This is a genomic window from Candidatus Pantoea gossypiicola (assembly GCF_008632075.1).
GTDB classification, from domain to species: Bacteria; Pseudomonadota; Gammaproteobacteria; order Enterobacterales; family Enterobacteriaceae; genus Pantoea; species Pantoea gossypiicola.
Window position 1 is genome coordinate 26,328 of the sequence record NZ_VWVM01000008.1, and the last position, 14,976, is coordinate 41,303.

13 protein-coding genes are annotated in these 14,976 nt (G+C 58.1%); 4 read left to right on the forward strand and 9 right to left on the reverse strand.

The genetic code is table 11. From position 1 onward, the window contains the following. Window positions 1–34: 34 nt before the first annotated feature. Both F3I20_RS11990 and trmB read right to left on the reverse strand, forming a co-directional pair. Window positions 35–361 (reverse strand): YggL family protein, encoded by a 327-nt coding sequence (locus tag F3I20_RS11990; RefSeq protein ID WP_150014220.1) that lies wholly within the window; start codon window positions 359–361, stop codon window positions 35–37. Next, window positions 361–1,080: a tRNA (guanosine(46)-N7)-methyltransferase TrmB gene (trmB, locus tag F3I20_RS11995; RefSeq protein WP_150014222.1), complete on the reverse strand. Its 720-nt coding sequence runs from the start codon at window positions 1,078–1,080 to the stop codon at window positions 361–363. Before trmB ends, F3I20_RS11990 begins: the two co-directional genes overlap by 1 nt. Window positions 1,081–1,234: 154 nt before the next feature. On the opposite strand from trmB, the gene mutY reads away from it, so the two are divergent. The 3 genes from mutY to mltC are packed head-to-tail and all read left to right on the forward strand — an operon-like array spanning window position 1,235 to window position 3,726. Further along, window positions 1,235–2,320: an A/G-specific adenine glycosylase gene (gene mutY, locus F3I20_RS12000; RefSeq protein ID WP_150019341.1), complete on the forward strand. Its 1,086-nt coding sequence runs from the start codon at window positions 1,235–1,237 to the stop codon at window positions 2,318–2,320. Further along, entirely contained in the window at window positions 2,320–2,592 is a 273-nt protein-coding gene (locus F3I20_RS12005) for an oxidative damage protection protein (RefSeq protein WP_003853409.1), read from the forward strand. The genes mutY and F3I20_RS12005 overlap by 1 nt, the downstream gene beginning before the upstream one ends. A 54-nt stretch (window positions 2,593–2,646) precedes the next feature. Beyond that, window positions 2,647–3,726, forward strand: coding sequence for a membrane-bound lytic murein transglycosylase MltC (gene mltC / locus F3I20_RS12010; protein WP_150014226.1), 1,080 nt, complete (start codon window positions 2,647–2,649; stop codon window positions 3,724–3,726). Between the two features lie 873 nt (window positions 3,727–4,599). On the opposite strand, the gene F3I20_RS12015 is transcribed toward mltC, so the two are convergent. Next, complete coding sequence (locus tag F3I20_RS12015; RefSeq protein WP_150015680.1) at window positions 4,600–6,753, reverse strand: ornithine decarboxylase; 2,154 nt, start codon at window positions 6,751–6,753, stop codon at window positions 4,600–4,602. A gap of 562 nt (window positions 6,754–7,315) precedes the next feature. Between F3I20_RS12015 and acuI the strand changes: the two genes are divergently transcribed. Further along, the gene (gene acuI / locus F3I20_RS12020; protein ID WP_150015681.1) at window positions 7,316–8,299 is read left to right on the forward strand and encodes an acrylyl-CoA reductase (NADPH); all 984 of its coding nucleotides are present in this window, start codon (window positions 7,316–7,318) and stop codon (window positions 8,297–8,299) included. A gap of 30 nt (window positions 8,300–8,329) precedes the next feature. On the opposite strand, the gene F3I20_RS12025 is transcribed toward acuI, so the two are convergent. From F3I20_RS12025 to F3I20_RS12050, 6 genes are all read right to left on the reverse strand, one after another. Further along, complete coding sequence (locus tag F3I20_RS12025; protein ID WP_150015682.1) at window positions 8,330–8,827, reverse strand: CinA family protein; 498 nt, start codon at window positions 8,825–8,827, stop codon at window positions 8,330–8,332. A gap of 93 nt (window positions 8,828–8,920) precedes the next feature. Beyond that, a complete protein-coding gene (locus tag F3I20_RS12030; protein WP_190285935.1) occupies window positions 8,921–9,697 on the reverse strand; it encodes a heme ABC transporter ATP-binding protein in 777 nt (258 codons plus the stop codon). Next, window positions 9,697–10,695 (reverse strand): FecCD family ABC transporter permease, encoded by a 999-nt coding sequence (locus F3I20_RS12035; RefSeq protein ID WP_150015684.1) that lies wholly within the window; start codon window positions 10,693–10,695, stop codon window positions 9,697–9,699. Before F3I20_RS12035 ends, F3I20_RS12030 begins: the two co-directional genes overlap by 1 nt. Then, a complete protein-coding gene (locus F3I20_RS12040) occupies window positions 10,688–11,509 on the reverse strand; it encodes a heme/hemin ABC transporter substrate-binding protein (RefSeq protein ID WP_150015685.1) in 822 nt (273 codons plus the stop codon). The genes F3I20_RS12035 and F3I20_RS12040 overlap by 8 nt, the downstream gene beginning before the upstream one ends. After that, the gene (locus F3I20_RS12045; protein ID WP_150015686.1) at window positions 11,506–12,537 is read right to left on the reverse strand and encodes a hemin-degrading factor; all 1,032 of its coding nucleotides are present in this window, start codon (window positions 12,535–12,537) and stop codon (window positions 11,506–11,508) included. Before F3I20_RS12045 ends, F3I20_RS12040 begins: the two co-directional genes overlap by 4 nt. A 49-nt stretch (window positions 12,538–12,586) precedes the next feature. Then, the gene (locus F3I20_RS12050; protein ID WP_150038555.1) at window positions 12,587–14,959 is read right to left on the reverse strand and encodes a TonB-dependent receptor domain-containing protein; all 2,373 of its coding nucleotides are present in this window, start codon (window positions 14,957–14,959) and stop codon (window positions 12,587–12,589) included. Between the last annotated feature and the right edge of the window lie 17 nt (window positions 14,960–14,976).

Genomic DNA, 14,976 nt, shown 5'->3' on the forward strand with positions numbered 1-14,976 from the left:
CCGATCGGGCCGCAGCCCGACACTGTGTGACGACTTAGTCCCACCAGACGTCAAAGAGTTCCGTCATCTGCACATCCTGCAGCTTGCGGTCTTCCAGCCAAATGCGTACCAGCGCACGATGCTCATCGGTGCATTTGCCGGTTTTCTGCAGGCAAACCAGCCCTTCCCACACCAGGTAGCCGCTGCCATCAAAGGCCAGGCCGTTAGGATCGATCGCTTCATTGATGAACTGGTTCAGCGTCTCATCAATTTCGCTTTCGCTGGTGCCTTCCGGGAAGCGCCAGGCAACGGAAAAGCCCAGTTCCTGAAACTCGTCAATGTGCAGTTTTTTACGTAAACGGCGGCTGCGTTGCGTGGCCATTATTTCACCCTCTCAAACATTAAATCCCATACGCCGTGGCCTAAACGCTGCCCGCGCTGCTCAAACTTGGTCAGTGGACGCGTCTCAGGACGCGGCACGTAATTCTGTTGCTCTGACTGGTTGCGATAGCCATCGATGCTGTTCATCACTTCAAGCATATGTTCCGCGTAGGCTTCCCAGTCAGTCGCCATGTGGAAAACGCCGCCCGGCTTCAGTTTACGCATCACCAGTTCGGCAAACGGCACCTGAACGATACGGCGTTTATTGTGACGCGCTTTATGCCACGGGTCGGGGAAGAAGAGCTGAACCATGCGCAGCGAGTTATCCGGAATCATTTTCTCCAGCACTTCCACGGCGTCGTGGCACATCACCCGCAGGTTCTGTACATCGGCTTCTTTGGCGGCGGCGAGACAGGCACCTACACCCGGCGCATGCACTTCAATACCCAGGAAGTTCTGATGCGGCGTGTTCTGCGCCATGGTCACCAGCGATGCGCCCATGCCAAAGCCAATCTCCAGCGTAACCGGAGCTTCGCGGCCAAACAGCGCGGGCAGATCGACAGGCTCAGGCTGATATTCCACCCCCATGACCGGCCACAGGGTATCCAGCGCCTGCTGCTGGCCTTTCGTTAAGCGACCCTGGCGGCGCACAAAGCTGCGGATCCGGCGCAATGGCCGCCCGTTCTCATCAAATTCTGGGGTGATGACGTCATTAATCATGTAAAAGCCTGCTGGTTAGCCTGTTCCGGGAAACGGGCATTATGCAAAGTTCATAAGCAGAAGCAAGCCTTTGCAATCTTCCGGTTTACACCCAGGTGCGCATGTGCTGGAATTCCTGCCTGAGTGTAGAGTAAACACGGAAAATTTCCTTCTTATGATGCAAGCGCCGCAGTTCGCGCAACAGGTGCTGGACTGGTATCAGCGCTTTGGTCGCAAAACCCTGCCGTGGCAGCTGGAGAAAACACCTTATAAGGTGTGGCTCTCCGAAGTGATGCTACAGCAAACCCAGGTTGCCACGGTTATTCCCTATTTTGAACGCTTCATGGCGCGCTTCCCCACGGTCACCGATCTCGCTGCGGCACCGCTGGATGAGGTGCTGCATCTCTGGACCGGCCTCGGCTACTACGCCCGTGCGCGTAATCTGCATAAAGCGGCAAAGCAGATTGTCGACGTTCATCAGGGCGAATTCCCGCGTAATTTTGATGATGTTTCTGCCCTGCCCGGCGTTGGCCGCTCCACGGCGGGTGCGATCCTGTCGCTGTCGCTGGGTCAGCACTTCCCGATTCTGGATGGCAACGTCAAGCGCGTGCTGGCCCGCTGCTATGCCGTCAGCGGCTGGCCGGGTAAAAAAGAGGTCGAAAAACGGCTCTGGCAGATCAGCGAAGAGGTCACGCCTGCCGAGGGCGTCAGCCAGTTTAATCAGGCGATGATGGATCTGGGGGCTATCGTCTGTACCCGCTCGAAGCCAAAGTGTGAAATCTGTCCGCTGAACAGCGGATGTGAGGCCTATGCCACCAGCAACTGGGCGAGCTATCCCGGCAAGAAGCCTAAGCAGGTGCTGCCAGAGCGCAGCGGCTGGTTCCTGATGATGCAGGATGGCGATGATGTCTGGCTGGAGCAGCGCCCGCCTGTGGGCTTGTGGGGCGGTCTGTTCTGCTTCCCGCAGTTCACCACCGAAGCGGCGCTGAATGACTGGCTGGCAGCGCGTGGCATCCATGCAAAACCGCAGCAGCTTACTGCGTTTCGTCACACCTTCAGCCATTTCCATCTTGATATCGTGCCGATGTGGCTGTCGTGGCCTTCTGCCGGGGCGGCGATGGATGAAGCAGGCGGTCTCTGGTATAACTTAGCGCTGCCACCATCTGTGGGATTAGCTGCACCCGTTGAGCGCCTGTTACACGAGTTGCGCCATCCCCGACAACTGGCTTTGGACAGTTGTGAGATTAATGAGGAAGAATAATGAGCCGCACCATTTTTTGTACTTTTTTACAGCGCGACGCGGAAGGTCAGGATTTTCAGCTCTATCCGGGCGACCTGGGTAAGCGCATTTACAACGACATCTCCAAAGAAGCCTGGCAGAAGTGGATGGCGAAACAGACCATGTTGATCAACGAGAAGAAGCTCAACATGATGAATCCCGAAGATCGTAAGGTGCTGGAGAAGGAGATGATCAATTTCCTGTTCGAAGGTAAAGACGTTCATATCGAAGGCTATACACCGCCAGAAGCGTAAACATTCCGGGCCTCATCGCTGAGGCCGGTTATCCAGGTCAGGCTTGCATTCCCAATGAATAAAAAATTAATCGCCCTGCTGGTGATAGCCCCACTTTTGGTTTCCTGTTCCGGGTCAAAGAATCAGCAATCCCACGAGGAGTGGGTTAAAGACACCAACGGCTTTGATATTCTGATGGGCCAGTTTGCTCACAATATTGAGAATATCTGGGGTATCAATGAGGTCCTGATCGCCGGACCTAAAGATTACGTCAAATATAGCGACAACTATTACACCCGCAGCCACATTAACTTTGAAAGCGGTAAGCTGACCATTGAGACAATTTCTGGCACCGATCCGATGGCCAGTCTGCGTCAGGCGATCGTGACGACCCTGTTGATTGGTGAAGATCCGGGTAATGTCGATCTCTATTCTGACGCCAACGACATCGAGATCAGTAAAGAGCCACTGCTCTATGGTCAGGTGCTGGATAACACCGGTCAGCCGATTCGCTGGCAGGGGCGCGCGGAAGCCTTTGCTGACTATCTGATTCAGAATAAATTAATGCGCCGCACCTCGGGTCTGCATGTGATTTACAGCATTTCGATTCCGATGGTGCCGAACCACCTTGACAAGCGTGCACACAAATACCTGCCGATGGTGCGTAAAGCCGCCGAGCAGTATGGTGTCGACGCTTCGTTGATCCTGGCGATTATGCAGACCGAGTCGAGTTTCAACCCCTACGCCGTGAGCCACTCTGATGCGCTGGGTCTGATGCAGGTGGTGCAGCACACCGCCGGTGTTGACGTGTTCCGCATGAAGGGCAAATGGGGCAAGCCGAGCCGCAGCTATCTGCTGGATCCGGAGAACAACATCGATGCCGGTACAGCTTATCTGTCGCTGTTGCAGCGCAGCTATCTGGGCGGCATTCAGGATCCGCTGTCACGCCGCTACGCAGTGATCACCGCCTATAACGGTGGTGCAGGCAGCGTACTGCGCGTTTTCTCCAGCGATAAAGATCGCGCGTTCTCAATGATTAACGGCATGTCACCCAGCAAGGTTTATTCGACCCTGGCGAACCAGCATCCGTCGGCGGAGTCGCGTCGTTATCTGTATAAGGTGAGTACGGCTCAGAAGAGTTATCGGGGATTTTGATCGGAGCCGCTGAAGCGGGGGGGTATTCGCTGCGCGAACGAGGCACGCTTCGCAGCGGCCTTGCTATGAAAAGGTTTCGCTTGCAGCAGGGTGGCACTGAGAAGGGTTTCGTTCGCCTGATCAGTTGGGCAGTTTCAGACACGCCTCTGCAGGCGACCGACAAGGGGCGCCAGTCGCCGCGCCCCTTGACCCCCGGCTCCGGCCTGCTTCACCGCCGCTTCGCGGTCCCTTCGCTTCTTCCGGATTTCTCACGGACCAGCGGGACGCGCCATCCCTGGCGCGAACCCACCTCTTCGCGACATCCCTGTCGCTCGTCCTGAAATCCCTCATCCGCTCAGCGGTTCTGACGGCCTCCCTCCCCCCCTGCTGTTATCTCTTCTTTCTGTGTTGGGTACTTTATCGCTGTGGGTTTTTGGCTTTGGCTTTGGCTTTGGCTTTAAGTCCAGCAGACAACACAGCACCACAGTTAACACAAAGAAATCACAGGCGGGGGATTGTCAGAGGCATCCGGAGCGCTGAGGAGCAACCGGAGGCGAGGATGAGCCGACAGGACGTCGGCGAAAGGACGGTTCGCGCCAGGGATGGCGCGTCCGGCCGGTCCGCTGGCCGCAGGGCGTGACGAAGGCACCCCGCAACGCGGGGCGCGGAGGCTGCCGGACGCCGGGATTGTTAAGGGGCGGGCGTCCGCCCCTTGACGCGTCCGCCTGCACGGACAACCTGAAACTGCCCATCGCCTGGCGGGCGAAACCTTCTCAGTGCCAGCCCGCTGCAAAGCGTGCCCCGCCGCCAGGCGAACGGAACCCCTCTCATAGCCCGTTCACGCAGCGAACAAAAGGCCTGGCGGGCCGCTACCCGCCTCTGCCCCCGCTCAGATCAGCGCCCCACCATCATATTGGCCACCAGACACTTACGTCCCTGCTCATCCTCTTCGGTGTAAACGCCCTGCAGCTCCGGCGAGAAGCCGGGCAGCAGATTAAGCCCCTCTTCCAGTGCCAGGAAGTAACGCTGCACTGCGCCGCCCCAGACTTCGCCTGGCACGACGCACAGCACGCCCGGTGGATAAGGCAGCGCGCCTTCCGCAGCGACCCGGCCTGCGGCATCGGCGATAGGCACCAGCTCCACTTCGCCGCGAATATACGCCTGATGCGCATCCTGCGGATTCACGCTGATTGGCGGGAACTCTGCGGCGCGGAACATCAGGCGCTGCAGATCTTTGACGTTATGACTGACGTAAAGGTCGTGCATCTCCTGACAGAGGCGACGCAGGGTATAGCCGGCATAACGTTGCGCGTTTTTGCGGTAAATCGTCGGCAGCACTTCGGCCAGCGGCGCATCTTCTTTTACGTGCTGCTCAAACTGCGCCAGCATCGCCACCAGATTAGCCATCTTCTCCGGACTTTCAGCCGGGGTCAGCAGGAACAGGATCGAATTGAGATCGCACTTCTCCGGCACAATGCCATTCTCACGCAGGTAATTCGCCAGAATGGTTGCCGGGATCCCGAAATCACTGTATTCCCCGCTGGCCGCATCAATGCCTGCCGTGGTCAGCAACAGCTTGCAGGGATCGACCCGATACTGATCGCGCGCGTACCCCACAAAACCGTGCCACTTCGCCTGCGGTTCAAAGCTGAAGTAGCGCAGATCGCGGGCGATCGTTTCCGTGGGCGCATCCTGCCAGCGCTGTCCATCAACGATCTCCGGCACAAACGGCAGGATCATTTCGCAGCGGTCCAGGATTGCTTTACGCGCCTGAATGCCCAGCGTGACGCACTCATCCCACATGCGACGCCCTGCTTCACCCTGATGCATTCTGGCGTTGATATCCAGCGCGGCAAACAGCGGATAAAACGGACTGGTGGAAGCATGCAGCATAAAGGCATTATTCAGACGCTTGTGCGGGCAGAAACGCCGCTGTCCGCGAATGTGGTTATCTTTTTTATGAATCTGCGAAGTCTGCGAAAAACCTGCCAGCTGCTTATGTACGGACTGCGTGACAAAAATGCCAGGATCGTTTTCATTCAGCTCCAGGGTCAGCGGCGAGCAGCCTTCCATCAGGGGGATGAACTGCTCATAGCCGAGCCACGCGGAATCAAACAGGATGTAATCACACAGATGACCGATGCGATCCACCACCTGGCGGGCGTTGTAGACCGTGCCGTCGTAGGTGCCGAGCTGGATAATCGCCAGACGGAAAGGCCGCGCCTCTTCTGCGCGCTGGGGCGCAACCGCCGCGATCTGCTCACGCAGATAAGCCTCATCAAAGCAGTGCGCGTCAATGCCGCCAATAAAGCCGAAGGGGTTACGGGCGGCTTCCAGATAGACCGGGGTCGCGCCCGCCTGAATCAGCGCGCCATGATGGTTAGATTTGTGGTTGTTGCGGTCAAACAGCACCAGATCGCCGCGGGTCAGCAGCGCATTGGTCACCACTTTATTAGCGCTTGAGGTGCCGTTGAGCACAAAGTAGGTTTTGTCGGCGTTAAACACTTTTGCCGCATACTTTTGCGCATCTTTAGCCGAGCCTTCGTGGATCAGCAGATCGCCCAGTTTGACGTCGGCGTTGCACATGTCAGAGCGGAAAACATTCTCGCCATAGAAGTCATAGAACTGTTTGCCCGCCGGATGCTTTTTGAAGAACGCGCCGCCCTGATGTCCGGGACAGGCAAAGGTGCTGTTTTGCATATCGACATAGCGGGTCAGCGTCCCGAAGAAAGGTGGCAGCAGCGCCGCTTCATACGCCTGCGCAGCGGCTTCCAGCGCAAGCCACTCTTGCGGCTCGCCATTCAGCTCACCGCTGACGCCGGGCAGGTGCATCACCTCTTCTTCAAACGCATTCGCGACAAACACCGGCAGATTAAAGCCGGTGTGACGCAGCAGCGCCAGCACGCCGCTGCGGGTATCTGCCAGCGAGACGACGACCGCCGCCACATCCGTAAAGTCGGTATTATCCAGCGTCACTACGTCACGCGCGGTGTTCAGGGTCAGGCTGGGCGCAACAGCGGCGCTGGCAGCAATTTTCAGTGGAGTCATAACAGGATCCCTAACGTCAGGGAGGACGTGCCAGAAGCACAATTATGGGGACAGCGCCCCGGCGAATAATTAACCGTCAGAAGGCATATTGCAGTGTAGAGAGCAGATCCACAGCCGCTGCCTGGCTGGCCTCACCGCATGGTGGATAACGGAGAGTGCGGAAAAGAGGAAAACCCGGTGAGCGCCGGAAAACGCGAACGGTAATCCGGGCAGGTGCGCGGTGAACCGGACATGGCGACGTCCTCTGTGGTGAACAAACAGGGTCAAAAAGTGGCGGTCATAATGTCATCTTTTTTCTGCACGAACAACCCGCCCCAAACAATTATTCAGTCACGCCATAAAAACATAACATCATGATTTTTATAGCCTATTTATCATAAAAATTAATAATACGACTAATTATATGAATTATATGCAGATTTATGCATGTGACTCGCTAGCGCTGTCAGCGCACTTTCCCCTGCCTGCTGCCTCCTTAACCCGAAGAGGCGGCCATTGCCCTACCGCATTGCCACTCGCGGGCGTAAACTTACCCTCTCATTCCCACTCTGCCGGAGGCTGCATGTTCAAGGCACTGGTCATTGAAAATGACGAACAAGGTTACCGTTCCCTGCTGAAAGATCTCCCCGAATCTCAACTGCCCGACTACGATGTCACACTCGACGTCAGCTACTCATCCCTGAACTATAAAGATGCCCTGGCTATCTGCAACAAAGGCCCGATTGTGCGCCAGTTTCCGATGGTGCCAGGTATCGATTTTGTCGGCCGCGTGACGGCCAGCCGCCATCCCGACTGGAAAGAGGATGATGTGGCACTGCTGACGGGCTGGGGCGCAGGCGAAAAACAGTGGGGCGGCCTGGCGCAGAAAGCCAGCGTCAGCGGCGACTGGCTGGTGCGCGTGCCCGCTTCTCTTAGCCCGCTGCAAACCATGGCCATTGGCACAGCAGGATTGACCGCAATGCTCTGCGTCATGGCGCTGGAAAAACAGGGTATCACGCCCGAACATGGCCCCGTGCTGGTAACCGGTGCCAGTGGCGGCGTCGGCAGCTATAGCGTCAGCCTGCTGGCGCGTCTGGGCTATCAGGTGATCGCCTCCAGCGGTCGCGCCAGCGACCATGCGTATCTTATCGATACGCTGGGTGCGGCATCGGTGATTGATCGCGAAGAGCTTTCCCATCCCGGTAAACCGCTGGCAAAAGAGCGCTGGGCCGCCGCAATAGACAGCGTCGGCAGTCACACTCTGGCGAACGTGCTGGCCGGCATTCAGCGTGACGGCGTGGTGGCTGCCTGCGGTATGGCGCAGGGACTCGACCTGCCAGCCAGCGTCGCACCTTTTATTTTGCGTGGCATCACGCTGGCGGGTGTCGACAGCGTGATGTGTCCGAAGCCGCTTCGTCAGCAGGCGTGGCAGCGGCTTGGCGAGCTGCTGGATAGCGATCGGCTCAGCAAACTGAGCCGGGTGATCCCGCTGAGTGAAGCCAGAGAAGGTGCGAAGGCCTTGCTGGAAGGCAGCGTACAGGGTCGTCTGATTGTCGACTGCCGCTGACCCGCGTTTAAAGGCGCGTACCGCGCGCCTTTATTGACTGGTTCGCTGCAGTCGTTTGATCAACCCTTCCAGCGCGAACTGCGTGCCCTGCTCCATCACGGATTTCGGATCACCGCTGAACTGATGGCACTCCGCATCGTCCCTGCCGTCGGGTAATACCCAGCCAAACCAGATAGTGCCCGCAGGCGTGCCATCTTCGCCACCATCGGGTCCGGCATAGCCGGTAATCGATAATCCCACCGGTTCGCCTGAGCGGGCGCAGGCTCCCTGTACCATTTCACGTGCCGTCTGCTCGCTCACCGCCGTGTGCTGTTTGAGCGTATCAGGATGCACGCCCAGCAGACGAATTTTGGCATTTTCGCTGTAGGTGACGAAGCCGCTGGTATAAAAGTCGCCGCTGCTTTCCACCGCGGCCAGTGTCATGCTGATCAGCCCGGCGGTACAGGATTCGGCGGTCGTCAGATGAAGTCCGGAGGAGAGTAAAATGTTACCCAGTTGCTCAGCGGTTTGATCTAATGATTTTGCCATTATGGTCTCCTAAGTCTTCTGTCCTGAACACCAGGTATAGCGCAAAATCAGTAATTAAAAGCACGCAAGGCAATGTTTTTAAAGCGAAACGGTCTAAATCCGTAGCTGAATATGTGGCTTCCCACTCTCTGCATGTGCCACCACCTGCAAATCAGCCTGATACCAGCGTGTCAGCGTCTTTTCAGTCATAACCGTCTGCGGTGAACCCTGAGCCACCAGTCTGCCCGCGTGCAGCAGCAGTATGCGATCGGCCCATAAAGACGCCAGATTAAGGTCATGTAACACGGTGCAGACGGTAAGATCACCCGTGTACGTCAGCTGGCGTAATAAACGCAGAGTCTGCTGCTGCCAGAAAAGATCCAGCGCCGAGGTCGGCTCATCCAGAAACAGCCAGCCGCGCGGTCTTCCCTCCTGCCAGAGCTGCGCCAGCACCCGCGCCAGCTGCACCCGCTGCTGTTCACCGCCGGAGAGCTGGCGGTAATCGCGCTGCGCCAGCGAATCACAGCCCGTCAGTTGCATGACGTCTGCCACAATCTGCGACGTCTGCGTCTCAGGCCAGGGCGCACGGCCCATCGCCACCACCGATTGCGCCGACTGGGCAAAAGTCAGGTTGTTCTGCTGCCGCATCACGGCCCGACGTCGCGCCAGCTGCTCACGCGGCCATGCGGACATCACACGATCGCCCAGCCGGCACTCACCCCGATCGGGCGTTAAAAATCCGGTCAGCATCCGCAACAGTGTTGATTTACCTGCGCCGTTAGGCCCGATGAGCGCCACCCGCTCTCCACCTGACAGTGTAACGTCAAGATTATCGATAACAGTTCTGCCGTTGCGCGCCAGACAGAGTCCCCTCGCCTCTAACCTTTCCATCATTCAAATCCTCGCTGCTGACGCAGGATCAGCCAGAGAAACCAGGGGCCGCCAATCAGGCTGGTCAGCAGTCCGACCGGCATCTCTGCCGGAACCACAAGGGTGCGCGCCAGCGTATCGGCCAGCAGCAGCAGAATCGCGCCCGCCAGCGCTGAACCGGGCAGCAGCCAGCGATGATCGCTGCCAAGACAAAAGCGCATCACATGCGGCACCACTAATCCAACGAAGCCGATTATGCCACTGACCGAGACAGCCGTGCCGACCAGTAGCGCACTGAGGATCAGCAGCTGATGCTGAGTACGCTTCACATCAATCCCCATATAGTGCGCATCCTCTTCACCTGCCTGCAGCAGGTTGAGATGGCGGGCACGGCTCTGTAACAGCAGCAACGCAGGCAGAATCAGCAGCAGGCAGATGAGCAGCGCAGGCCACTGCGCCTGGCTGAGGCTACCCATCCCCCACAGTGATAGCTGACGCAGCTGCTGGTCATCGCTCAGCCACGACAACACGCCGACCGCCGCACCGCACAGCGCATTAATTGCAATACCCACCAGCAACAGCCGGGAGAGATTGCCGTATGCCAGCCGACTGAAACTGAAGATCAGCAGCGTAACCAGCAGGCTGCCGATAAAGGCGGCGATCATCGGTAGCCACAATGCCAGCTGGGGTGGCAACGCCAGCGGAATAACGATTGCCAGCGCGACCGCCAGCCCCGCTCCGCTGCTGATACCCAGCAGGCCGGGATCGGCCAGCGGATTACGGAAAACACCCTGCATCACCGCGCCAGAGACCGCCAGCGCCATACCAAGCGCCACCGCCAGCAGCACGCGCGGCAGGCGGATATTCAGCCAGATCTGCCAGATGAGATCGCTGAGCGGTGCCTGCCACAGCGCCTGCACCGACAGCGACATCGCCCCCAGATTCGCCGCCACTACCATCGCCACCAGCAGAAAACTTAGCATCAGCGTCAGACCCCGCAGCGCATTGCCATTAATCATGGTTCAGCGATTCCGCAGCCTGACGCAATTTCACTATTGCCTGCGGCGTATCAAGGCCAAATCCCAGCAGCGCCTGGGTATCAACGATCAGCAGACGGTGCTGCTGTCCGGCTGGCGTCAGCGCCAGGCCCGGTAACTGCCACAGCTGCGCTTCACCGCCCAGGGTTTTCAGGCCATCCTCGCCGATCACTACCAGATCCGGCGCGGCGGCGATCACGCCTTCCTGCGACAGCGCCTGATAGTGCGGCACCGAACCCATGGCATTCTCCAGCCCGGCGCTGCGAATAGCACCGTCGGCTGCGGTCTGATTTCCGGCCGCCATCGTTTTCATGCCGCTGTTTGCCATGATGTAGAGCACCTTTACCGGCAGCGATTGCTGCGGCAACTGGCGAATCTGCTGCGTTATTTGCTGCGCCAGTGTCTGCGCTTCGCTTTCACGCTGCAGCGCCTGGCCCACCGTGATAATTTTCTGCGGGATCGCCTGCAGACTGTTGTCGCCGCTGACCGTCACCACCCTGACGCCCGCGCGGGCAATTTGTTGCAGTACCAGCGACGGCTTTGCCTGTGCGCTGGCGAGCACCAGCGTCGGCTTCAGCGCCAGGATACCTTCGGCATTCAGCTGGCGCATGTAGCCCACATCCGGCAGCCGGGCAGCCTGCGCCGGATGCAGGCTGGTGCTGTCGCGCGCCACCAGCTGTGACTGAGCATCCAGCGCGTAGATAATCCGGGTGACGTCACCCCCAATCGACACCACCCGCTCCGCGGCCAGTGAGGGCAGCGTCAGCAGCAGCCATAACAGACTCAGGCGTTTCATGCCGCCGCTCCTGGTGTGCGAAGTGCGTTCACCTGCTCACGCCAGCAGGCCTGTTCTGGCATGCCTTCCGTGCGCTGTCCGTAGAGCTGGGCGATCTGCGTGCCGTCAGCGGCGAACAGTTCCAGGCTGGTCACAAAGCCATCGCCGGTGGGTTTGCGTGTGACCCAGCTTTCGCTGATCTGGTCCGCCATCAGGTGCAGCGTGAAGCGGGGATTGAAGATGTTGAGCCAGTTATCCATGGGTACCAGCTTCTCTACTTTGCCGGTGAAAATCTGGGTACAGCCACGGTTGCCGACAAAAATCATAATCTCGTTGCCCGCCTGCTGTGCCATCTGCAAGACACGCCTGAGTGCATCGTTGCCGGTCTGCCAGGCGAGATCCTCACCCACTGCGCGGAACGCCTGCGGTCGTGAGGCCTGATGACGCTTTAGCAGGGCAAAAAACTGATGAACATCGGTCATGGCACGCCATTCACGGTCAATCGCGATGGCATCAATCCCTTCCGACAGGGTGGCTGCAGCTACCGGCTCAACTTCCAGCGGCATCGCAGCGGCGTCAGTGAAGTCGGCGATCAGCGCGTGCCATGCCGCCATATGGGTCTGCTCCGTCACATAGATTTTCAGCACCGCATCGCCGTGACGATCAAAGATCTGAATGCTGTGACGTACGCCCTGCGCACCCGACTCCTGCAGGGCAAAGGCGCTGAACCACTGTCCGACAAACAGACGCAGGTCGAGCGCACGGGGATTCAGCACCAGGCCGCCATGTGCGCCGATCTGCACATTCTGATATTCGCCCAGATGCTCATGCACCGCATATGCGTTACGGGTAATGCTTTTGGTCTCGCCGACCGCGCCCAGTGCCCTCAGCAGCGCCGGGAAATCGTGTTTCAGCGCCACGGCATCAACGCCGATACGCGCTTCACACAGTTCCGCTTCGCTGATACCCATCAGCGTGGCCAGGTCGCGGGCATATTTTTTCGGGTGTTCACCTTTAAGAGCGAGATAGTGCTGATAAATCGAGTCCATGGTTATGATTCTCCTGGTAATGCCCTGCACCAGCGCAGGGCGACGATAGTTAAAAATCGACATTAACACCTAACTGGAAAGTACGACCCGGCATTACGGCCAGTGCCTGATCGTTACGATCCTGTTGGGTGCCGCTGGTCAGTTCACGGCTGCTGAGGTAATCCCAGTATTTGCGATCGGTCAGGTTGTAAAGCCCACCGCTCAGCCTGACGTTTGGCGTGACGCGCCAGTAGGCGGTCATGTCCACCATGCCATAGCCCGGCACCCGCATGTAATCGGTACTGGAATCGGTCAGGCTATTACCGGTGTTGGCATAGCTGTTGCGGTTTGTGGCGCTGGCTTTCTTGCCCTTAACAAACGTGGCGGTGACGGCAGCACCGTAGCCGCGTGCCTCATCATCCCAGGCGAGTCCGACAATCGCTTTCATCGGGGCGACGCTTTCCAGATCGACGTAGCGGTCGCCAGCGTAAGATGACTTCGCCGCGCCCTGGGTGTAGCCAAACGCCAGATTGGCACTTAGCCCCTCGACCTTGCGGAACCAGCTGCCGAAGTTCAACTTGCTGCTGATTTCAGCCCCATAGATGTAGGCTTTGTCGCGGTTCTCCGCCTGATAGGTGGTATAGATGTTGCTGGGTACATTGACGAACTTACCCGGATTGGCCGCCCGGCTGTAGCGGGTAAAGGCGATGAAGTTTTTGTAGTCGTTGTAAAACGCGGCAGCATTAAGCGTCACGCCCTCCGCAACCTCGCCTTTTATACCCCATTCGTAGTTGTTGCTGGTCTCGGTCTTCAGATCGGCATTGCCAATCAGCGCATATTGCGCGGTGCCGGCATAGCTGGAGCCAAGGTTCCATGAGCCATAGAGCTGGGAGTCGTTGGGGAACTGCGCGCCACGGGTATATTGCAGATAAGTCATCAATGCCGGGGTCAGATTGTACTGGAAGGCGATCGAGGGCAATACCTGGGTGTCGCTGTTTGGCGAACCGTAGAGTGCGGAGACTTCGCTGGCGTCAAGCACACTGCTGTTCGTCGTCAGTGTCGTCACATCACGTGGGCGGGTGTTCTGGTACGCCACACGCACGCCCGGCACGATAGCCGCTCGGTGTCCGGCAGCATCGAAGCTAATGGTATCCTGCAGATAACCGCCAACGGTGTAGCTGCGACTGTTAGCCTGCGGCTGCATGATCTCAGTATAAGCACTGGCTGGCGGTGCCTGACGAAAAGGCCGTTCAGTATCGACCAGACGCGCATTTAACCCGGCACTCAGCTCATGCCGCCCGACGCTTTTAAGCGCGCGGGTGTCAAAGCCGTAGCTGTCGCTGTTGTAGTCGGAGTAAACGGTTTGCCAGGCGGTGGCGCTCGACGGCATCAGGGTGTTGTCATGTGCCTGGGTTTGCTGCCAGTAAACGCGGGTCGTCAGAGTGTCGATCAGATCATTGTAAGGAGTGTACTCATCCGCCAGGCTGATGCCCCAGCGTCGGGTATCGCTCTGCTGCTGCGCCGTTCCCCAGACCGTATTGCCGGATGTGCTCCAGCTGTCGTAATGGCTATGGTGCGTTTTGTGATAATAATCGAAAGTCGCGCTGAGCTTGTGAAGATCATTGGGCTGCCAGATGCCCGAGGTCATAAAGGCATCGGAATGCCAGTTAGCCGGATAGGCATCAACCGTGCCGCTGTTATTGCGGGTCTGTTGTCCGTCGCGACGACTGTAAACAAAGATTCCCCGCAGCGTATCATCGCCTGCTGCTGCCGTAATGCCGTTGTGCCAGCTGCGGCTGGCGGAGTCGTAGTCGCTTTGAAAACCAAAATAGTTGCGTTTACCGGGATTCAGATAGTCATCCGGGGATTTGTTACGGAACGAGACATTGCCGCCAATCGCGTTATTCGGCTGATCCACTGCCGTGGCACCCTTCTCAATGCCGATGTGGCCAAACATATAGGGATCGATGTAATCGCGGCCAATCCCAAAGCTGTCGAGACCGGCACGTCCCACATAGCTGCGGCCGGTGGCCTGAGGTAACGGAATGCCATCCACATCGAGACCAACGCGGTTGCTCTCTAAACCACGAATGTTGTAGCCAGTGTAACCGGCCCGGTCAAAGCCGCTCTTACCGGCTGAGGAACCGCCACTGGTGCCGGTGGCGCTGATCAGCGGTTCATAGCGCATGATCGATCCAAAATCAGTGGCACCACGTTGCTGCAAATCGCTGGCGGAGAGCGTGGTTTTGCTGCCCGCCGTTTGTTTGATCTCCGGTGCAGTCACCGTCATTACCGGTTCAGCACTGCTGCCATAGCGGTCGGAAAGGGTCAGCGTGGCAGGTTCACTGCCCGCAGCGTAGGTGCAGGTGGTATTGATAAAGGTGGCGAGCAACGCCAGCTCAGACAGACGCGGTTGCGTCAATCTCCGAAAACGTGGTGACATAGGCGCGAATTACCTGA